This window comes from Mycobacteroides sp. CBMA 271 (assembly GCF_009729205.1).
GTDB lineage: Bacteria > Actinomycetota > Actinomycetes > Mycobacteriales > Mycobacteriaceae > Mycobacterium.
Genome location: NZ_VTHB01000002.1, coordinates 49,876 through 69,556, shown reverse-complemented (window position 1 = coordinate 69,556; position 19,681 = coordinate 49,876). Strand labels below are relative to the sequence as shown.

Here is a 19,681-nt window from a genome sequence, read left to right as displayed (position 1 = left end):
TCGATACTAGGCAGGGGTGTCGGCGAGCTCGCGCCCGATGCGGCGCAGCTGCTCCGTCGCGCTGCCCGAGACGAATTCGCCCCGCTTGGCGGCCAGGAAGTACCGGTGTATCGGATGGTCCTCGTCGATACCGACACCGCCGTGTACATGCACCGCGGTGTGGGCGACGCGGTGCCCGGCATCGGATGCCCAGAATTTTGCCGTCGCCACGTCGACATCGGCGGGAAGATCCTCGGACACGCGCCAGGCGGCTTGCCACAGTGTCAGGCGCAGGCCCTTGACGTCGATGTAGCCGTCCGCCAGCCGCTGGGCCACCGCCTGGAAGCCGCCGATCGGCTTACCGAACTGCTCGCGGGTGCGGGCATAGTCGGCGGTCAGCTCCAGGGCGCGCTCCAGCACGCCGAGCTGGTAGGCACTGTGTCCCAAGGATTCCCGCAGCCGCAGCCACTCGATAACTTCGACGCCACCCACTTTGCGGTCCGCCGGTACGGGGACCTCGGACAGGATGAGCTCCGCGGAGCTGTCCTTGCCGGTGGTGTGCAACGTCTCCTGGGTGACCCCCGCATCGTCTGCGGCCACGAGGAAGACTGCGACACCGCTTTCGGTCTCGGCGGGTACCAGGTATGCGTCGGCTTCCACGCCGAACGGCACCAAGACCCGATTGCCGGTCAGGACGTAGCCTGCACCTTCGGTGCGCGCGGCCACCGGGCCCTCGCCCGGCTCACCCTCGAGCGCGATGGTGAGGACCTTCTTTCCGGCGACTGCCGGTGTCGCCCAATCATTCTGTAGCGCTTTGGAGCCGAACGCGGTGAGCGCACCGGCCGCCAGCACTACCGACTCCAGGTACGGCACGGCACCCAATTCGCGGCCGAGCTCGACGAGGATCGAGGACTGTTCGAGAACACCGAAACCGCCGCCGCCCACTGACTCGGGGGCCGCGGTGGACAGGATGTCGGCTTCGACCAGCTTGGTCCACAGCTGCCAATCGAACCGGCTGTCCTGCTTGTCGAGTTCCCGTTGGCGCTCAGGGGTGCTGATCGCCGACGCGATGGTGCGGGTCAGCCCGGCGAGATCGGTCTGCGCCTCGGTAAGGGAGAAATCCATTGTTCTGCAATCCCTTCTAGCGGCTTGCCGCAGGTTGGCCGAGGGCGGTCATCGCGATGATGTCCCGCTGCACCTCGTTGGTGCCGCCGCCGAATGTGAGGATGAGGCAGGCTCGGTGCATTCGCTCGACGCGACCGCGCAGCTGCGCGCCAGGAGAGTCTTGACGGAGCGTCGCGGCCGTCCCGAGAACCTCCATGAGGAGGCGGTAGGCCTCGGTGGCCAGCTCAGTGCCGAAGACTTTGGTGGCGGAGGCGTCGGCGGGGGCGGGGGCGGCGGTGGTGGAGGCCAGCTCCCAGTTGATGAGCTTGAGGTACTCGACCTTGGCATGCACGCGTGCCAAGTTCAGTTGAACCCATTCTGAATCGATGATCCGGCCGCCGGGGCCCTTGGTGTTTTGCGCCCACTCGCGCACCTCGCGCAGCGCCGTGATGATCGGCGCCGATGAAACCAGAGCCACCCGCTCATGATTCAGCTGATTGGTGACCAGCTTCCAGCCCGCGTTCTCCTCGCCGACCCGGCTCGTCACCGGGACCCGCACATCCTGGTAGTAGGTGGCGCTGGTGCCGGGACCCGCCATAGTGCGCACCTTGGTGAACGAGAAACCCTCGGCGGTGGTGGGCACGATGAGCATCGAGATGCCGCGGTGCTTCTTTACCTCGGTGTTGGTACGCACGGCCAGCCAGATGTAGTCGGCGTACTCGATGAGGCTGGTCCACATCTTCTGGCCGTTGACGACGTAGTCGTCACCGTCGCGGACCGCCGAGGTGCGCAGCGAGGCAAGATCGGTGCCCGCGCCGGGCTCGGAGTAGCCGATGGAGAAGTGCAGCTTTCCCGCAGAGATCTTGGGCAGGAAGAACTTCTTCTGTTCCTCGGAGCCGAAGTGCATGATCGTCGGCGCGACGCTGTTAATCGTCAGGAACGGCACCGGAGCGCCGGCGATGGCAGCCTCGTCGGTGAAGATCAGCTGATCCATCACGGGACGGCCCTGGCCGCCGAACTCCTTGGGCCAGCCCAGGGCCAGCCAGCCGTCGGCGCCCATCTGTTCGACGGTCTCACGATAGACATTGCCGCTGCCGTACTCACCCTGATTCGACGCGAGGGCCTCGCGGCGTTCCGGGGTCAGCAGTTTGTCGAAGTACGCGCGTAGCTCGCGGCGCAGCTCTTCCTGCTCGGGGGTATAGGCGATATGCATGTGTGACCTCCGCTGCCGTGGCTCTGAGGTGTGACCCACGTTGACACAAGATTTGTAACACGTTCTAGTCTAGGGAGTCCAGACGCGACGCCGCCGCACAAACTCAGCCCAGAGATCCTGGCCTCGCCAGGGTTGTGTCGATGGTCACTTGTCGTAGTCTGGCGATACAGCCCAGCTAGACGACGAAGTCGGCTCTTGTAGCCGGAAAACCCCAATGAGGAGGTTTCCAATGCGTGTCGGTGTCATTCCTGACCGTTGTGAAGGCAATTTGGTGTGCCTTGGGATCGCTCCGGAGGTGTTCGACGTCGATGATGACGACTACGTCGTCATCCTGCAGGAGGAAGTGCCGGCCGATCAGGAGGATCTGGTCGAGCAGGCGATCGCGGAGTGCCCACGCGCCGCATTGATTCGCAAAGACTAGAGGCATTCGTAAACCAACCGGCCCGTCGACCTCGATCGTGCGGAGCCGGTGCAATGGAGTGCGTCGAGACGCACGGAACTGAAGGGACACGCGTATGAGCGCGATAGCTGACGCCGATCTGACCGGTCGGGTTGCCATCGTCACCGGAGCCGCTGCCGGACTCGGCCGCGCCGAGGCGATCGGTCTGGCCAAATCCGGAGCGACTGTGATCGTCAATGACATCGCGCCCGCTCTGGAGAAGAGCGACGTGCTCGATGAGATCGCGGCGGTGGGCGCCAAGGGCGTCACCGTCGCGGGCGATATCGGTGAGCGCACCACCGCCGACGAGCTGATCTCCACCGCGGAATCACTCGGCGGGCTGCATGTGGTCGTCAACAACGCGGGGATCACCCGCGACCGGATGCTCTTCAACATGTCGGACGAGGAGTTCGACGCCGTCATCCACGTACACCTGCGCGGACACTTCCTGCTAACCCGCAACGCGGCCACGTACTGGCGCGGCGCCTCCAAGGCCGCCGGTGGCCCCGTCTACGGACGACTTATCAATACGTCCTCCGAAGCGGGCCTGCTTGGGCCCGAGGGCCAGGCCAACTACGGCGCCGCGAAGGCGGGTATCACCGCGCTGACGTTGTCGGCCGCGCGTGCTCTCGGTCGCTACGGCGTGCGGGCCAATGCCATCGCCCCGCGCGCCCGCACGGCGATGACGGCCGACGTCTTCGGTGACGCGCCCGAAGATTCTGTCGACCCTCTCTCCCCCGAGCATGTGGTGACCTTGGTGCGGTATTTGGCCTCGCCGGCCGCCGAAGCCGTGAACGGTCAGCTGTTCATCGTGTACGGACCGACCGTCACGCTGTTGGCGGCGCCTACTGTGGAGGCTAAGTTCACCGCCGAATCTGACGCGTGGGATCCGTCAACGCTCAATTCGACGCTAGAAGATTTCTTTGCTGGACATGATCCTAAGCGTACATTCTCGGCGACAGCGCTGATGGTCGAAGAGTAAGGAACAATAAGCACAATGGTGCGGTCCATATCTAGAACCAGTTCTAGATATGGACCAAAATCCCAGCATAAAGTGGACACGTCGTGCGATTTGCGGACCACGGGATGAATTGACACTAAGAATTTTTTCTCGTTAATATGATGCGCCTCACAGCGTGGTAGGTACACGTCGATCGTTAACCGGATTGTGTAGGCGGGGACTCCGGCGGTACCGGGATGTGTGAGACAGGAGTAAAGGTTGAAGCAGCAGCTCGCGGCGCCAGCACGCGCCGTCGGCGGCTTCGTCTCCATGTCGTTGGCCACGTTCCGGAACATCTTCCGCCGCCCGTTCCAGGGGCAGGAATTTCTGGACCAAACCTGGTTCATCGCCCGGGTCTCGTTGTTGCCCACGCTTTTGGTGGCCATCCCCTTCACCGTGCTGGTGGCCTTCACGCTGAACATCCTGCTGCGTGAGATCGGCGCGGCCGACCTGTCCGGTGCGGCGACGGCCTTCGGAACAGTGACGCAGCTGGGCCCCGTGGTCACGGTGCTCGTCGTCGCGGGCGCGGGCGCCACCGCGATCTGCGCCGACCTGGGCGCCCGCACCATTCGCGAGGAGATCGACGCGATGCAGGTGCTGGGCATCGATCCGATCCAGCGTCTTGTGGTGCCCCGGGTGCTGGCCTCTACGTTCGTCGCCCTGCTGCTGAACGGCCTGGTGTGCGCCATCGGCATGGTCGGCGGCTACGTGTTCTCGGTCTTTCTGCAGGGCGTCAACCCCGGAGCCTTCATCAACGGCCTGACGGTGCTCACCGGACTGGGCGAGTTGATGATCTCGGAGGTCAAGGCCTTCCTGTTCGGTATCTTCGCCGGTCTGGTCGGCTGCTACCGCGGGCTGACCGTCAAAGGCGGGCCCAAGGGTGTCGGTGACGCGGTCAACGAGACCGTCGTCTACGCCTTCATCTGTCTGTTTGTCATCAACGTGGTGATGACGGCCATCGGTGTACGGGTCCTGGTGAAGCACTGATGAGCGGCGTACGCGAAGAAGCGATGGCACTGATGAGCGGCGTACGCGAAGAAGCGACGATTTAGATGGCCGGACCGTATCTTTCGACGCACACCGTGACCTCCTATACCGTTCGGTATATGCGTGGTCTGGGACGCTCGTTCGACAAATTCGGTGAGCAGGCCCTCTTCTATGCGCAATCGCTGAGTTACATCCCCGCGGCGTTGACGAAGTACCGCAAGGAAACGATCCGGGTGCTCGCCGAGATCACCATGGGCACCGGCGCCTTGGTCATGATCGGCGGAACCGTGGGTGTCGCGGTGTTCCTAACGCTGGCCTCGGGTGGCGTCATCGCGGTGCAGGGCTATTCCTCGCTGGGCAATATCGGTATCGAGGCACTCACCGGGTTCCTGTCCGCATTCCTCAACGTGCGCATTGTCGCTCCGGTGGTGGCGGGTATCGCGATGGCGGCGACGATCGGTGCCGGCACCACCGCCCAACTGGGCGCGATGCGGGTCGCCGAAGAGATCGACGCGCTGGAAACCATGGCGGTGCATGCGGTCTCGTACCTGGTGTCCACCCGCCTGGTGGCCGGGCTGATTGCCATCGTCCCGCTGTACTCGTTGTCGGTGCTGGCGGCCTTCTTCGCTTCCCGCGCGACGACGGTGATGATCAACGGTCAGTCCCCGGGCGTGTACGACCACTACTTCAACACGTTCCTGGTGCCCACCGATCTGCTCTGGTCCTTCTTGCAAGCGATCGTCATGTCGGTGGTTGTGATGCTCGTGCACACCAACTACGGTTTCAACGCCTCCGGCGGCCCGGTGGGCGTGGGCGTTGCGGTCGGTCAGGCCGTGCGCACGTCCCTCATCGTGGTTGTGCTTGTCACCCTGTTCATCTCGCTCGCCGTCTACGGTGGGTCCGGCCACTTCAACCTTTCAGGTTAGGAGGAAGCGGATGACGAATGAGGCGCGCGCCCGGTCCAGGCGCCGATCAGTCCGGTTAGCCGGTTTAGTGCTGGTCGCCGTTTTGGCTGCGGCGACCCTGTTGACCTACCTGGCTTACAACGATGCCTTCGCCGATACCAAAACCATCACCGTTCTCGCGCCGCGGGCCGGCCTGGTGACGGAAGAGGGCGGCAAGGTCAAGTTCCACGGGTTGCAGATCGGGAAGATCAAGTCGATCTCCTACGCCAGCGAGCAGGCCAAGCTGGAGCTCGCGGTCAATGCCAAGGACCTGCGGCAGATCCCGTCGAACGCCACGGTCCGAATTGCTGGTACCACGATCTTCGGTGCCAAATCCGTGGAATTCCTTGTACCGCAGCAGCCCTCGGGCTCGTCGCTGCGGCCGGGGGCGACGGTGACCGCGGAGGCGGTGGCCCTGGAGGTCAACACGGTCTTCGAGAACCTGACCCGGTTGCTCGGCAAGATCGACCCGGTCAACCTCAACGCCACCCTGACCGCCATCGGCGAGGGGTTGCGCGGTAACGGCGACAATTTTGGGCAGGGCCTGGTTGAGCTCGACCAGTACCTGGATCAGCTCAACCCGAAACTTCCGACTCTGCAACAGGATTTCCGGAAGGCCGGGCAGGTGGGGCAGATCTACGGAGACTCCGCTCAAGACATCGTGCGGATCCTCGATAACGTGCCCACGTTGAGCCGCACGATCGTCGACGAGCAGCAGGAGCTCAAGGCGACGCTGCTGGCCGCTATTGGGGTGGGCAACAGCGGGTACGAAACCCTCGCCCCTGCCGAGAAAGACCTCACCGCGGCGCTGCAGCGGTTGCGCGCGCCCGCCACGCTGCTCGGCAGGTACTCGCCCGAGTTCCCCTGTCTGTTCAAGGCGATCTCCAAGGCCCTGGTGACCTTCGCGCCGCTCATCGGTGGCGTTCGCCCGGGTCTGTTCCTGAGTAACAGCTTCCCGCTGGGCGCACCGGTCTACACATATCCCGAGAGTCTGCCTGTCGTGAACGGCTCCGGCGGCCCCAATTGCCGTGGCCTACCGGACATTCCGACTAAGACACAGAACGGGTCGTGGTACCGGGCACCCTTCCTGGTGACCGACAACGCCTACATCCCCTACGAGCCTCTGACCGAACTGCAGGTCAACGCACCCGACACACTGCAGTACCTGTACGGCGGCGCCTTCGCGAAGCGAAGTGATTTCTAGAATGAACACGGGTACGCGGGTCAAGGTCGTTATCTTCACCGTCGTCATGTTGTTGGTGGCGGCGGGGCTGATCATCACCTTCGGTGAGTTCCGGTTCGGCTCCGGTAAGCGCTATCACGGGATCTTCACCACCGCTTCCGATTTGAAGTCGGGGCAGAAGGTACGCATCGCCGGAGTTCCGGTGGGCAGCGTGAAGAGCGTGTCTCTCATGCCCGACAACAACGTCAACGTCACCTTTGACGTCGACGCGAAGTACCAGCTGTACACCTCGAGCCGGGCGATCATTCGCTACGAGAACCTGGTCGGCGATCGGTACCTGGAGGTCGCTTCGGGGCCGGGCGAGCTGCGCAAGCTGTCCGATGGCGGAACTCTCGACAAGGAGCACACCCAGCCCGCGCTCGATCTGGACGCGCTGCTCGGCGGACTTCGGCCGGTGCTCAAGGGATTCGACGCCACCAAGGTCAACGAGATCAGCAACGCCTTCATCCAGATCCTTCAGGGCCAAGGTGGGACGCTCTCCCAATTGCTGGGCGACACATCCGCTTTCACCTCGGGGCTGGCCGAGCGCGATCAGCTGATCGGCGATGTGATCAACCACCTGAACGAGGTGCTGTCCACCGTCGATTCCAAGAGCAGTCAGTTCTCGTCGAGCGTCGACCAGCTGCAGCAGCTTGTCTCGGGTTTGGCGGAACAGCGCGACGTGGTCGCCGGTGCGCTACCGCCGCTGGCCTCGACGGCCTCGTCGCTGGAGTCGGTGCTCAAGGACACTCGGCCGTACATCAAGGGCACCATTGAGCAGACGCGCCAGCTGGCCACTCGGATGGACGAGCGCAAGGCCGATATCAACGTTGTCGTGGAGAACCTGGCGGAGAACTACCTGCGGCTCAACGCTCTTGGCGCCTACGGATCGTTCTTCAACATCTACTACTGCTCCATCCGGATCAAGGTCAACGGGCCCGTGGGCACCGACTGGTTGATTCCGTTCGGTGGACCCCCGGACCCGTCGAAGGGCAGGTGTGCCTTCAAAAATGAGTGACTCTGGACAGCCGGGCGAGAAGGAAGTCGTCCGTACCGGCATTTTCGGGATCGCGGCGGTCGCCATGGTGGTGCTCGTGGCATTCGGCTACACGGGCCTGCCGTTCTGGCCGCAGGGCAAGCAATACACCGGGTACTTCGCCGACTCCGGAGGCATCGAGCCGGGTGGCAACGTCTTCGTCTCGGGTATCAGGGTGGGTCAGATCAAGGATGTTTCCTTGGACGGCAACAAGGTTCGGGTGAACTTCACCGTGGACCGTTCCATTCACCTCGGTGACCAGTCGCTGGCCGCCATCAGAACCACCACCGTGCTGGGGGAGAAGTCGATCTCGGTCACCCCGGCGGGGTCAGGCCGCATCGACGAGATTCCACTGGGCCGCACCACGACGCCGTACACGCTCAACAGCGCGCTCAGCGACCTCGGCGCCTCGGCGCGTGGCATCGACAAGGCTCAGCTGGACCAGTCGCTGCAGGTGATCACCGAGGCCATGCGCGATGCCACCCCGCAGCTGAAGGGTGCCCTCGACGGCGTCGCGTCGCTCTCGCGCACGCTGAACGCCAGGGACGCAGCGCTCGAACAGCTGCTGACACACGCAAAGTCGGTCAGCGGGATTCTCTCCGACCGTGCCGGCCAGGTGAACAAGCTTGTCACCGACGGCAATCAGCTGTTCGCGGCGCTCGACGAACGGCGCCTGGCGATCAGTGAGCTGATCAACCGAATTCAGGGACTCTCCCAACAGATCAGCGGATTCGTCGCTGACAACCGCCAGGAGTTCCGCCCCACCATGGAGAAACTGAGCGCGGTGCTGGACGATCTGCTGCAGCGCAAGGCACACATCAGCGAGGCACTCAAGCGTCTGCCCGGATATGCCACCGCGCTCGGCGAGGTCGTGTCCTCCGGGCCCGGCTTCCACGTCAACGTTTACGGCTTCCCGCCCGCCACGCTGACCGCCGTCATGTTCGACACCTACTTCCAGCCCGGCAAGTTGCCGGCCAGCCTCTCGGACTACCTCAACGGTCTGATCGGTGAACGCCAACTCATGAGGCCGAAATCGCCGTGACGACACCAACGAACCAAGTGAATCCCTGGATCAAGAAGGGCACCTTCGCGATGCTGGCCGTCGCGCTCGTGGGCGGCCTGCTGTACTGGGTGTGGCCCAGCCGCGGGACCTACACGATCGTCGGCCACTTCGCGTCTGCCGTTGGGCTCTACCCGGGCGACGACGTCCGCATCCTCGGGGTGAAGGCTGGCCGCATAGCGGCGGTCGAACCCCGTGAAGGTGACGTCAAGGTCACCATGGAGATTCCCGACAAATTCAAGGTGCCTCAGAACGCGCAGGCGATAATCCTGGCGCCGAACCTGGTGACCGCCAGGTTCGTTCAGCTGACTCCCGCCTACACCGAGGGTCCGGCGCTCGCAGACGGCGCATCGCTGGGACTGGACAAGACCGCCATCCCGATCGAGTGGGACGAGGTCAAGACCGAGCTGGCCAAGCTCAGCGACAGCCTCGGCCCGCAGGGTGAGTCCAAAGGGCCGGTAAGCGATTTCATCAACCAGGCAGCCACCACCTTTGACGGAACCGGTGATTCGTTCCGCAACTCCGTGCGCGAACTATCGCAAGCCGCTGGGCGACTGGGGGATTCGCGAACAGACCTGTTCGGCACGGTCAAAAATCTGCAGGTGCTGGTGGACGCGTTAGCGAACTCCAACGAGCAGATCGTGCAGTTCAGCACCCATTTGGCTTCCGTGTCGAAGGTGCTCGCGGAGAGCACCGCGAACCTAGGTCCCACCCTCGGTTCGCTTAACCAGGCGCTGGGTGATGTCCGGGGTTTCTTGGGAGACACCAACTCTGCGCTGATTGACCAGGTGAACAAGCTGAGCGATCTGGTGAAGGTCTTCTCCGACCAGAGCAATGACGTCGAGCAGATCCTGCACGTCGCGCCCAACGGCCTGGCCAACTTCTACAACATCTACAACCCCGCATCCGGAGCGATGAACGGCATGCTCTCGATCCCGAACCTCGCCAACCCGGCGCAATTCATCTGCGGCGGCGTCTTCGAGACGGGCGTCAAGACCGAATACCTGAAGCGCGCCGAAATCTGCCGTGAGCGCATGGCGCCGGTGCTGCGCCGAGCGACCTTCAATTACGCGCCAATCCTGTTGCACCCCATCAACCAGATCTCGGCCTACAAGGGCCAGGTCATCTACGACACACCCGAAACCGAGGCGAAGGCGAATGCGCCCCGCGAGGATTTGGTGTGGGTCCGGCCCAACGGTGCCCCCCCGCCACCGAAGCCTTCACAGCAGGACCTCAGCTCGTTGATGCTGGGTCCCGACGAGGTCAACGCACCGCCGCCGCCCGGCACCGAGCTGCGGCCGGCCGAGCCGGGTCCGGTGCCGGCGGGCTTCCCGGTTGCCGCGGATCAGGCGCCGGAACCTGCGATTCCGGGAGGGCCGCGATGAGCAAGAACGCACTGCGTGGCATGGCGATCGGGGTCGGCGTTGCCGTGGTCGCGAGCGGCTGTCAGTTCAACGGGCTCAACTCGCTGAACCTTCCCGGAACCACGGGGCATGGCGCGGGCTCGTACACGATCACAGTCGAGCTGCCCGATGTCACCACGATGCCGCAGAACTCTCCGGTGATGGTGGATGACGTGACGGTGGGTAGCATCGCCGGCATCGACGCCTTCCAAAAACCTGATGGCTCTTGGTATGCCGGTGTCAAGGTGACGTTGGGTCCCGAAGTTCAGTTACCGGCCAACGCCGTCGCGAAGGTTGCCCAGACCAGTCTGCTGGGTTCGCAGCACATCGAACTGTCCGCTCCCACCGAGGAGCCCGCGGTGGGAAGATTGGTGCCCGGGGCCACCATCCCGCTGAATCGGACCGGTAAGTATCCGAGCACCGAAGAGGTGCTGTCGGCACTGTCCCTGGTCGTCAACAAGGGCAATCTCGGTGCGATACAAGACATCACCGATGAGACCTACAACTTGTTCAAGGGACGCACCGGGAATCTGACGCAGGTGCTGCCCAAGGTTGCCACGTTGATCTCCTCGCTCAACGCTCAGCGGGCCGACATCATCTCGGCAGTCGAGGGCATCGACAAATTCGCCCGAGTCCTGGCCGAACACAAGGAAAGCCTAGGTCGCGCAATAGATTCGATCGAGCCCGCGTTGAAGGTCCTCAACGAGAACCGTGCCAACGTTGTGGAGGCCTTCCGCTCGGTGGGTAACCTGGCGAAGATCACGGATCGGGTCCTGCGGGCGTCGAAGGAAGATCTCGTCGCCATCCTGAAGAACCTGTACCCGGTGATACGGGCCGTCTCCGAGAATCGTGACGACTTCATCAACTCCCTGGACTTCCTGCCCACCTTCCCGTTCAGCACCAAATACATGCGTCAAGCTGTCCGTGGTGACTACCTGAACGTGTTCGTGACCTTCGACCTGACCGCGCGACGTTTGGGCGAAACCTTGTTCACGACATCGTTCTTCGACCCGAACATGCAGCATTTCAACGAGGTGGTGAACCCGCCGGAGTGGCTCATCGGATCGATGGCCAATCTGAACGGCAAGGAGACCAACCCGTTCGATCTGCCGGCGCCGGCACCCGCTCAGGGAGGTGGTCGCTGATGGAAAAGCTGATCAAGATTCAGTTGGCGATCTTCGCCATGGTCACAGTGATCAGCGTGGGGTTGATGGCCATCTTCTACCTGCGCTTGCCGTCGGCGATGGGCATCGGAAACCACGATGTGAGAGCGAATTTCATCGCCACTGGTGGCCTGTACCAGAACGCGAACGTCACCTTCCGCGGTGTGCAGATCGGCCGCGTGACCGATGTCGAGCTGACCCCCGATGGTGTCTCCGCAATCATGCGACTCAACGACAGCGTGAAGGTGCCCGGCAATGTGCAGGCCACCGTCAAGAGCGTCTCTGCGATCGGTGAGCAGTACGTCGATCTGACGCCGCCGAAGACGGGGGCCACGGGTCGACTCGGCGAGGGAGACGTCATCGGCACCGACCGCACGTCGATTCCCACCGATGTGTCGACGCTGCTGCGCCAGGCCGACGGTTTGGTGAATACGGTGGCCGACACCCGGCTGCGTGAGGTGCTGGCGGAGACATTCAAGGCGTTCAACGGATCAGGCCAGGAGCTGGCGCGACTGATCGACTCCTCGCGCTTGCTGATCCAGGAGGCCAACACCAACTACGACGCCACCACCAAGCTGATCGACCAGGTGGGGCCGCTGTTGGACGCGCAGATCCGCAGCGGTGACAACATCCGCGGATTGTCGTCCAATTTGGGTGCGCTGACCGAACACTTCGCGAAGGCCGATCCGCAGTTCCGTCAGTTCCTCAAGGTGGCTCCGGGCGCTGCCGACAAGGCGACGGAACTGTTCACGGGCATCCGACCGTCCTTTCCGGTGCTTGCGGCGAGCCTGGCGAACCTGGGTCGCGTCGGCGTGATCTACAACAAGTCGATCGAGCAGTCGCTGGTCATCTTTCCCGCGTTGTTTGCCGCGCTGCTCACGGTGGCCGGCGGCCTGCCGCAGGACGAGGGCGCCAAGCTGGACTTCCGCCTGAATCTGGGCGATCCGCCGCCGTGTCTGACGGGCTTCGTGCCGGCGCCGCTGATGCGCACCCCGGCCGATGAGACGTTGCGCGAATTGCCCAAGGACATGTACTGCAAGACCGCTCAGAACGACCCGAGCGCGGTGCGCGGTGCGCGCAACTACCCGTGCCAGGAGTTCCCCGGTAAGCGGGCGCCCACCGTCGATCTGTGCCGTGATCCGCGTGGATATGTCCCGATCGGCAGCAACCCGTGGCGTGGCCCGCCTGTTCCTTACGGAACACCGGTGGAGGACCCGCGGAACATCCTGCCGCCCAATAAGTTCCCGAACATCCCGCCGGGCGCCGAACCGGATCCAGGTACACCGACGTTGCCGCCACCGCCTCCGCCTGCTGTGGAACTGCCGCCGGCCGGTGGTGACGTGATGCCGGTGGCCGCGAAATCGGGGCCGGCGTTAGCTCGTGCCTATGATCCAAAGAATGGCGTCTTCCTCGACGCCAACAACCAGCCGAGCGTTTATGCACCCGCGCTGGATCACGGTATTGAGGCAGAGACGTGGGCGGATCTGATGTTGGGACCGAAACCGGTGAAGGTATGACCGAAGAAGGCACGACGGGGCAACCGCAGGCCACCAGGCGTCGGGCGGCTCGACCCGCCGGTCCGACGGGTGAGGTCAGCATCGAGCCCATCAGTGTTTCGTTGGGGCGCACCGAAGTCCGGTCCAAACCTGAACCGTCTGTTTCCGATTCACGTCGCTCGGGTAACACGCGCGGGGTGTCCCGGGTGGCGGCTGTGCTCGCGGTTGTGCTCATCGGAGCGTTGGGTGTGGCGGTGGCGCTTATGGGGCGCGCCCAGCATCGCGACGACCTGCAGGCCGCACGTGATCAGCGATTCGTTGACACCGCCGTGCAGACGGTGACGAACATGATGACCTATAGCCCGGACAGCATCGACAAGAACGTCGACCAGTTCGTCAGTAGCATCAGCGGGCCGCTGCGCGGCACCTTCAACCCCGATAACACCGCCAATCTCAAAGCGCTGTACCACCAAACCGGTACCAGCTCGGAGGTAGTGATCAAGAAGGCGAGCCTGGAGAACGTCGACGAGGTGAGCAATAAGGCGTCGATACTCATCTCCGCACGGGTGACGCTCACCAATGCCAACACGGGGGTCAACGAGCCCTCCAAGTCGTACCGGATGCGGATGATCGTCGCCGAAGATCAGCACGGGAATATGACCGCTTATGATCTCCGGTGGCCGGACGGGCAGAACTGATGCGCTGGCTGACAAGGATATTCGCCACCGCCGTGGTGCTCGCCGTGGTCGGACTGGCGGCGGTGGCCGGCGGAATGTATTGGAACAGAGTCGATACGTTGGCCACCCGAGCCGCCGGTGAGATGCTGACCAAGCAGGCGGGTAAGCAGGTCGGAAGCATCTTCGGCTACGACTACCAGACTGTCGAGCGGAGCCTGGACGAACAGTATGAGGGCCTGACACCCGAGTACCGGCGTGAATTCGAGGACAAGGCCAACAAGGAGATCATTCCGCAGGCCAAGCAGCGCAAGATCGTTAGCCAGACCAGCATCGTGGGCACCGGAATCATTGCCGCGCACAGAGACTCGGCGCAGATGGTGGTGTACATGAACCGCACCATCACCGATGAGTCGCGCACCCCGGTGTATGACTCGTCGTCGATTCAGGTGGACTACAAGCGCGTCGGCGACAAATGGTTGATCTCATACATCACGCCGCTTTGATCCACACGGAGAACTAGAGCGGTTCGCCGCCCAGGACCGCAGGCTGCTCTGGCGCGATCGAGTCGCCGGTGGCGGGAGTAGATAGTGCCTCAAGGAATGCGCGCGCCCACCGGTCGACATCGTGCGCAAGCACCTGGCGGCGCAGCGCGCGCATCCGGCGCCGCCCCTCTTCCGGGGTCTGGTTGAGCGCAGACTCGATGCCGTCCTTCACGCCGTCGATATCGTGCGGATTGACCAGATATGCCTGGCGCAATTCGGCTGCGGCCCCGGTGAATTCGGAGAGGATCAGGGAGCCGCCCAGATCGCTGCGGCAGGCAACATACTCCTTAGCCACCAGGTTCATACCGTCGCGCAGGGGCGTCACCAGCATGACATCGGCGGCGACGAAGAACGCGATGAGATCCTCACGCGGTATCGGGCGATGTAGGTAATGCACCACGGGGTGTCCGACCTCGCCGAACTCGCCGTTGATGTGCCCGACCTGCTGTTCCACGTCGCCGCGCATCTTCTTGTAGCTCTCGACACGTTCCCGGCTGGGCGTGGCGAGCTGGACGAAGACGGTGTCGCTGGGGCTGGCGCGGCCCTCGGCGAGCAGCTCCTCGTACGCGCGCAGCCGGATGTCGATGCCCTTGGTGTAGTCGAGTCGGTCCACTCCGAGCAGGATCTTGCGTGGCCCGCCGAGCTCCGCGCGAATCTCCTTGGCACGCTGGCGGATCTGCTTGCTGCGGGACACGTTGTCGAGTTGAGTCGAGTCGATCGAGATAGGGAAGGCGCCGACCTTCACGGTGCGGAATCCCACCCGGATCTCGCCAAACCGTGAGCGCACGCCGATTGAGGCGCGAGATGTACTGGCGCCCACTAGCCTTCGTGCCAGGTACATGAAGTTCTGGGCACCGCCGGCCAGATGGAAACCGATGAGGTCGGCGCCCAGCAGGCCGTCGACGATCTCGGTACGCCACGGCATCTGCATAAAAAGCTCGACGGGCGGGAAGGGGATGTGTAGGAAGAAACCGATCGTCAGGTCGGGACGCAGCATGCGGAGCATCTTGGGCACCAGCTGCAGCTGGTAGTCCTGCACCCACACCGTGGCGCCCTCGGCCGCGACCGCAGCCGTTGCCTCCGCGAACTTGCGATTGACGTCGACGTACGCCTGCCACCACTCGCGGTGATACTCGGGCTTGACGATCACATCGTGATAGAGCGGCCACAGGGTGGCATTGGAGAATCCCTCGTAGTACTCGTTGACCTCTTGGGTGGAGAGGCGTACCGAGTAGAGAACCATGCCGTCCTCGGACACCGGTTCGACGTCGGTATCGGGCACACCCGGCCAGCCGACCCAGGCGCCGCGACGCTTTCGGAGCAGCGGCTCCATCGCGGTGACCAGCCCGCCGGGGCTGCGCTTCCAGGTGTTGGAGCCGTCGGGCAGCTTCACCAGGTCGATCGGGAGGCGATTGGCAACAACGACAAAGTCAGAGGTGCCGGTGACAGCCTCTACCGGCGATTGCTCATCCGATCTCGGCACCATATTGATGATTTAAGGGGAGGCGTATCTGCTACGCGTCGACCTTGGTGGGCCCGATACCCAGCATCGCGAGCAGCATGCGGCACTCGTCGGCATCGTTGGCGTAGGCGGCGACGACGCGCTGCGCCTGGTGGGCAGTCTCGTCCGCCAGAGGCTCGAGCTCGTCGATCGCGGCCGGGTCGGTCTTGGCTGGCATTCCCCCAGTCTAGGCGACGCGGCGCCGGCGGCCCACAGGAGGAATGCTCAGAGCGCCCGATCGGGTTGCTTCACACATGACGACGACCCATGGCGATCCTGCCCAATTCGGTCCCGCTGCCCCCGGATATGCGTGGAAATCGGCTGCCGATGTCGAGCCCATCGAACTGTTCCCTGGCGTGACTATTCAACCGCTCTGGGAGGGCGAGAACGGTGCGAAAGCGCTGATCACGACCATTGCTCCGGGCGCGGTGTGGGCTGGAGAGGACCACCATCGGCCCGGGCCAGAGGAGGTGTATGTGGTTTCGGGGGTACTCAATGACGGCGTAAATGACTATTCGGCGGGCACCTTCCTGCATGCACCCGCTCAGTCCTGGCACATTCCCCAGTCTGAGCAGGGTTGCGTGCTTTTTCTCTTCTACCCAGAGGGGTGATGTCCGACCTGTCCTAGTGCGTGGCCCCGGGGGTTTCGATCTGGGTGATTTGTGTCGGGGACTTGGGTGTGTGTTCGGGTTCAGCCTCTGTGGATCCGAGGCCACCGACCCTCGATATCGCCCGCGACGACGGCCGGCTGCCGGTCGGTGACGGGAAGGTCGTGACCGATGACACCGCCTACCGGCACGACCGAAATCCATACTCCATCGCACCCCAGGAACAGGCTTACGTTCTGCCGTCGGAACAACTTGACCACCCGGGATCTCGGTGAATGCCACGGCATTGTGAGCACCGTGCGCCTCGATGACAGGGAGGTGAGCGCATACCGCTACGTAGTGAGGCAGGACTACCCGCCTCCGGTCGCTGATCCGAGTTAGGCGGCGTCGTGGTGCTTTTCCGAGGAATGCTCAGAGGTGTGGGTGGCGTCGGCGGGGTTGCCCGAGGCGTCCGGGGCGGTGTCCTTCTTGTCGCCGAGGCCTGGGATGGACTTGAGATGATCCTTGAGCGAGGGCAGCTTCGGGCTCTTGGGCGTCGTACCGGGCTGTGACGCAGGAAGTTTCGGAAGCCGCAGGGTGGGCTTGAAGGTGTTCTTCGGTTTCTCGGTGTCCTTGACCGATGTCAGCGTGGGCTTCTTGTCCAGTTTGTCGGCGGCCTTCTCGGTGGGTGCGGTGTCCTGGGTCTTGGTCTTGGCCTCCGTCTTGGTGTCGGTGCTTTGGGTAGGCGTGGACGCGGTGCCCGAGATCGCGGGCGTTGTCGACACGACATCCGGTGCCGCGGGTCCGGTCTTTTCGGGGATCGAGGCGCTCACCGCGATGGCTGCGGGGTCGGGAACCGTAGTCGGCGCCGCAGGGGTCGCCGGGGTCGGGGTGGTGAGCGTGACGATTGGCGCGGGGGCCTGAGGTACGGGCGTCTGGACCGCTGGCGGCGTGGACTTCGCCGGATTTTCTTCGGGTACAGCGGTATTGGCAGGCTTCTGGAGAGGTGCGGGTTGTTTGGGTGCGGCCCCCGGCAGGCCGTTCTGGAAGTTCTCGGCGCCCTCCTGGATGGCGCCGGGCAGCTTGTTGATGCCGTCGATGATGTTTTTCGGCGGGGTAAAGAAGCTGAATGGCTTCACGGTGGCGGGGCTGGTCACGCGGTCATAGCCCATATCGATGAACACTCGCAGGGTGGGTTCGATGGCATCGAGCACGAACGAGGCGCCGATGGGAGCCATGAGGTCGCGCAACGGACGCAGCAGCGGCAGATGCTCGGTATGCACCACGTAGTACGTGGATTTGGTGCCGTTGGTGTTGTTGATGACGGTCTTGGTCGTGCCGTCCGCGAAGTGGTAGGTGGTCTTGCCGCCGTCTATCTGAGTCTTGTCGGGAAGGGCGTTTGCGTCGGCGTAGTTAGTCAGATCGGTATTGTCATAGAACGCGTCTGGATGCGTGTATGGAAATGCCACAAGGGAATTAGCGATGGCGAGCGGGTTGAAGTAGGCAGGGAAGTCGCCGACGGTGTCGTACTGGTTGGTGATATCCGTCGTGGTGAAGATCTCCGGTTTGGCCGGCGTGGTCGAGTTGATATCCATGAACGGGATCCAGATCCCGGGGAAGCGGGCCAGGATGCCGCCGTTGGGCTTGTAGGCGTTAGAGATCATGACGAATTTGATGTCCGGATTTCCGGCGGGCCCGTACTGCTCTTCGAGGTCTTTCCGGGACTCATTGACGACCGCCGCGCCGAGAGAGTAGCCAACGATGATCTTTTCGCCTGGGTGCGTAGCGATTTCAGCGGTGAGTGCGGTGCGTCCCTCGGCCACCGATTGGCGGAAGGTCGCGGACTGTATGCCGTCGATCGGCCACATCGTGCCCGGATAATTCACTGGGGCATAGGTATCGGTGGTCTTGTCGTAAAAGCCGCCGAGGCCGTTGAGCTTGGCGGGAATGTTCGCACCGGAGCCGTCACCGCGTCCGCCGACGCCGATGACATACGACGCCAGCGTCGTCGCGATGGTCTTCGATTCCATCGCCACCGGGGCCAGCACGGTGCACGTGGCCGCTACCGCAGCTGCCGTCGCCACCGAACGCTTGAATGAACGCCGTTTCCCCGAGACCAAATGCTGCGCAACCATCGCGGACCCTCCCGTGCCAGCGTTCGGCGCCGATGCCGAATGCGGTGGCTTGAGAGTAAAAAGGGCAAAGCGTTTCCGCCATAGCCTGAACGGTTGACACAGACGATCCCCGTGGATTGCCCACTACGTGTGTAGTGGGCCGTGAGCTGCAATTTTAGGCACCGTCGCGTGCCCAGATTAGCTGGCTGATGGCGATGGCGGGAGCTTCGACGGGCAAATTCTGTGGGAGTTCAGCCGAGCATCATTGCGTACTTATCGTTGAGGCGTTGCCAGTCGTGAGTCATGGCATCGATGCCGACCACCCGACCCCGCGGCGTCCCGTCGACGGCGAGGGTCAACGTGTCCAGGCAGATGTGCCAACCCCCGGCATTGCCCGAGGCATTTTCGCGATCGGACATCGAATGCTCAAGGGTCAGCCGGCAGCCGGTCTCCGTCGGCTCGATTCGCCAGCGCAGGAAATCGTCGGGACCCCAACGATGGATGAGCTCGCGCGGCGGATCGACGGTGAGCACCTCGCCGTCCAGCACCGGATCTGCCGAGGTTTCCTGAACCTGCGCAGCCCCCACGGAATCCAATGGACGATCGGGTATGGCGGGCGACCACTGGCGCAGCTTCTCGGGGTCGATGAGCCACCGCCACACCTTCTGCGGTGGGTGGGACAAGTCGCGGGACATCGTCAGCACCCACCTGCCCTCAAGGTCGTCGCACGGGGTGAGGGTGGCGGCCAGGGGGTTAGTCACGGTCATCTTCTTCCTTGTCGGCTTCGTTATCGAGGAGAGAGGTCAGGCGGTCCAGGGCACCGGCCCACTTGCGGTGATACGGCGTCACCCAGGCCAGCACGGCGGGCAGGGGATCGTCGGCTAGGTGATAGACACGGCGCTTCCCGGCGACCTCCACCTGAACCGTGCCGGCGTCGCGCAGGACACTGAGGTGCTTAGACACCAGAGACTGCGACAGGTCGAGACGTTCAATCAGCGTCGTGACGTCGGCCGCCCCTTCTCGGAGGGTGTCGATGATCCGGCGTCGAGTCGGATCGGCGATCACCGCGAAGGCGTCCATGAGTTTCATATCACCACAGCGTCATATGAATGTCAAGGTATATGTTTGGTGTGGCCCATCGCCCTGGCCTAGCCGTGGTCAGTACTGTGGTCAAGAGGTACCGGCGAGTGCTGCTCGCCGAGGTCGTGGTGGGC

The 19,681-nt window shown here is 63.5% G+C and carries 21 protein-coding genes; 14 read left to right on the top strand and 7 right to left on the bottom strand.

Going from position 1 to position 19,681, the window contains the following annotated elements; translation table 11 throughout:
* Positions 1-6: 6 nt before the first annotated feature.
* Both FZI91_RS05750 and FZI91_RS05745 read right to left on the bottom strand, forming a co-directional pair.
* On the bottom strand, positions 7-1,104 hold the full coding sequence (locus FZI91_RS05750) for an acyl-CoA dehydrogenase family protein (protein ID WP_155937927.1): 1,098 nt from the start codon (positions 1,102-1,104) through the stop codon (positions 7-9).
* Between the two features lie 16 nt (positions 1,105-1,120).
* Positions 1,121-2,296 carry an acyl-CoA dehydrogenase family protein gene (locus FZI91_RS05745; RefSeq protein ID WP_155937926.1) on the bottom strand — a complete coding sequence of 392 codons (1,176 nt, stop codon included), beginning with the start codon at positions 2,294-2,296 and terminating at the stop codon, positions 1,121-1,123.
* A gap of 229 nt (positions 2,297-2,525) precedes the next feature.
* Here FZI91_RS05745 and FZI91_RS05740 point away from each other — a divergent pair, with 229 nt between their 5' ends.
* The 12 genes from FZI91_RS05740 to FZI91_RS05685 all read left to right on the top strand — a co-directional run bounded on the left by FZI91_RS05740 (position 2,526) and on the right by FZI91_RS05685 (position 14,226).
* Positions 2,526-2,717: a ferredoxin gene (locus FZI91_RS05740; protein ID WP_030096329.1), complete on the top strand. Its 192-nt coding sequence runs from the start codon at positions 2,526-2,528 to the stop codon at positions 2,715-2,717.
* 94 nt (positions 2,718-2,811) lie between these two features.
* Positions 2,812-3,717, top strand: coding sequence for a 3-oxoacyl-ACP reductase (locus FZI91_RS05735; RefSeq protein ID WP_155937925.1), 906 nt, complete (start codon positions 2,812-2,814; stop codon positions 3,715-3,717).
* Between the two features lie 237 nt (positions 3,718-3,954).
* On the top strand, positions 3,955-4,722 hold the full coding sequence (locus FZI91_RS05730; protein ID WP_005071300.1) for an ABC transporter permease: 768 nt from the start codon (positions 3,955-3,957) through the stop codon (positions 4,720-4,722).
* 119 nt (positions 4,723-4,841) lie between these two features.
* Positions 4,842-5,648 (top strand): ABC transporter permease, encoded by an 807-nt coding sequence (locus tag FZI91_RS05725; RefSeq protein WP_239001916.1) that lies wholly within the window; start codon positions 4,842-4,844, stop codon positions 5,646-5,648.
* A gap of 10 nt (positions 5,649-5,658) precedes the next feature.
* Positions 5,659-6,870 carry an MCE family protein gene (locus FZI91_RS05720; protein ID WP_155937923.1) on the top strand — a complete coding sequence of 404 codons (1,212 nt, stop codon included), beginning with the start codon at positions 5,659-5,661 and terminating at the stop codon, positions 6,868-6,870.
* A gap of 1 nt (position 6,871) precedes the next feature.
* Complete coding sequence (locus FZI91_RS05715; RefSeq protein ID WP_155937922.1) at positions 6,872-7,906, top strand: MCE family protein; 1,035 nt, start codon at positions 6,872-6,874, stop codon at positions 7,904-7,906.
* Positions 7,899-8,966, top strand: coding sequence for an MCE family protein (locus FZI91_RS05710; protein ID WP_155937921.1), 1,068 nt, complete (start codon positions 7,899-7,901; stop codon positions 8,964-8,966). The genes FZI91_RS05715 and FZI91_RS05710 overlap by 8 nt, the downstream gene beginning before the upstream one ends.
* A 50-nt stretch (positions 8,967-9,016) precedes the next feature.
* A complete protein-coding gene (locus tag FZI91_RS05705) occupies positions 9,017-10,369 on the top strand; it encodes an MCE family protein (protein WP_155938505.1) in 1,353 nt (450 codons plus the stop codon).
* Entirely contained in the window at positions 10,366-11,532 is a 1,167-nt protein-coding gene (locus FZI91_RS05700) for an MCE family protein (RefSeq protein ID WP_155937920.1), read from the top strand. Before FZI91_RS05705 ends, FZI91_RS05700 begins: the two co-directional genes overlap by 4 nt.
* Positions 11,532-13,067: an MCE family protein gene (locus FZI91_RS05695; RefSeq protein ID WP_155937919.1), complete on the top strand. Its 1,536-nt coding sequence runs from the start codon at positions 11,532-11,534 to the stop codon at positions 13,065-13,067. The genes FZI91_RS05700 and FZI91_RS05695 overlap by 1 nt, the downstream gene beginning before the upstream one ends.
* Positions 13,064-13,744 carry a mammalian cell entry protein gene (locus FZI91_RS05690; RefSeq protein ID WP_155937918.1) on the top strand — a complete coding sequence of 227 codons (681 nt, stop codon included), beginning with the start codon at positions 13,064-13,066 and terminating at the stop codon, positions 13,742-13,744. The genes FZI91_RS05695 and FZI91_RS05690 overlap by 4 nt, the downstream gene beginning before the upstream one ends.
* Positions 13,723-14,226: a mammalian cell entry protein gene (locus FZI91_RS05685; RefSeq protein WP_162526572.1), complete on the top strand. Its 504-nt coding sequence runs from the start codon at positions 13,723-13,725 to the stop codon at positions 14,224-14,226. Before FZI91_RS05690 ends, FZI91_RS05685 begins: the two co-directional genes overlap by 22 nt.
* A gap of 13 nt (positions 14,227-14,239) precedes the next feature.
* On the opposite strand, the gene FZI91_RS05680 is transcribed toward FZI91_RS05685, so the two are convergent.
* Positions 14,240-15,751, bottom strand: coding sequence for a trehalose-6-phosphate synthase (locus FZI91_RS05680; RefSeq protein ID WP_155937917.1), 1,512 nt, complete (start codon positions 15,749-15,751; stop codon positions 14,240-14,242).
* A gap of 28 nt (positions 15,752-15,779) precedes the next feature.
* Positions 15,780-15,944: a hypothetical protein gene (locus FZI91_RS05675; RefSeq protein ID WP_070909115.1), complete on the bottom strand. Its 165-nt coding sequence runs from the start codon at positions 15,942-15,944 to the stop codon at positions 15,780-15,782.
* A 76-nt stretch (positions 15,945-16,020) separates the two neighbouring features.
* Between FZI91_RS05675 and FZI91_RS05670 the strand changes: the two genes are divergently transcribed.
* Both FZI91_RS05670 and FZI91_RS05665 read left to right on the top strand, forming a co-directional pair.
* The gene (locus FZI91_RS05670; protein WP_155937916.1) at positions 16,021-16,377 is read left to right on the top strand and encodes a cupin domain-containing protein; all 357 of its coding nucleotides are present in this window, start codon (positions 16,021-16,023) and stop codon (positions 16,375-16,377) included.
* Positions 16,378-16,466: 89 nt separating this feature from the next.
* Positions 16,467-16,649 carry a hypothetical protein gene (locus tag FZI91_RS05665; protein WP_155937915.1) on the top strand — a complete coding sequence of 61 codons (183 nt, stop codon included), beginning with the start codon at positions 16,467-16,469 and terminating at the stop codon, positions 16,647-16,649.
* Between the two features lie 102 nt (positions 16,650-16,751).
* Here FZI91_RS05665 and FZI91_RS05660 read toward each other — a convergent pair whose 3' ends face one another.
* The 3 genes from FZI91_RS05660 to FZI91_RS05650 all read right to left on the bottom strand — a co-directional run bounded on the left by FZI91_RS05660 (position 16,752) and on the right by FZI91_RS05650 (position 19,547).
* On the bottom strand, positions 16,752-18,488 hold the full coding sequence (locus FZI91_RS05660; RefSeq protein ID WP_155937914.1) for a PE-PPE domain-containing protein: 1,737 nt from the start codon (positions 18,486-18,488) through the stop codon (positions 16,752-16,754).
* 230 nt (positions 18,489-18,718) lie between these two features.
* Positions 18,719-19,162 (bottom strand): SRPBCC family protein, encoded by a 444-nt coding sequence (locus tag FZI91_RS05655; protein ID WP_243733956.1) that lies wholly within the window; start codon positions 19,160-19,162, stop codon positions 18,719-18,721.
* A gap of 58 nt (positions 19,163-19,220) precedes the next feature.
* Positions 19,221-19,547 carry a helix-turn-helix transcriptional regulator gene (locus FZI91_RS05650; RefSeq protein WP_155938501.1) on the bottom strand — a complete coding sequence of 109 codons (327 nt, stop codon included), beginning with the start codon at positions 19,545-19,547 and terminating at the stop codon, positions 19,221-19,223.
* Between the last annotated feature and the right edge of the window lie 134 nt (positions 19,548-19,681).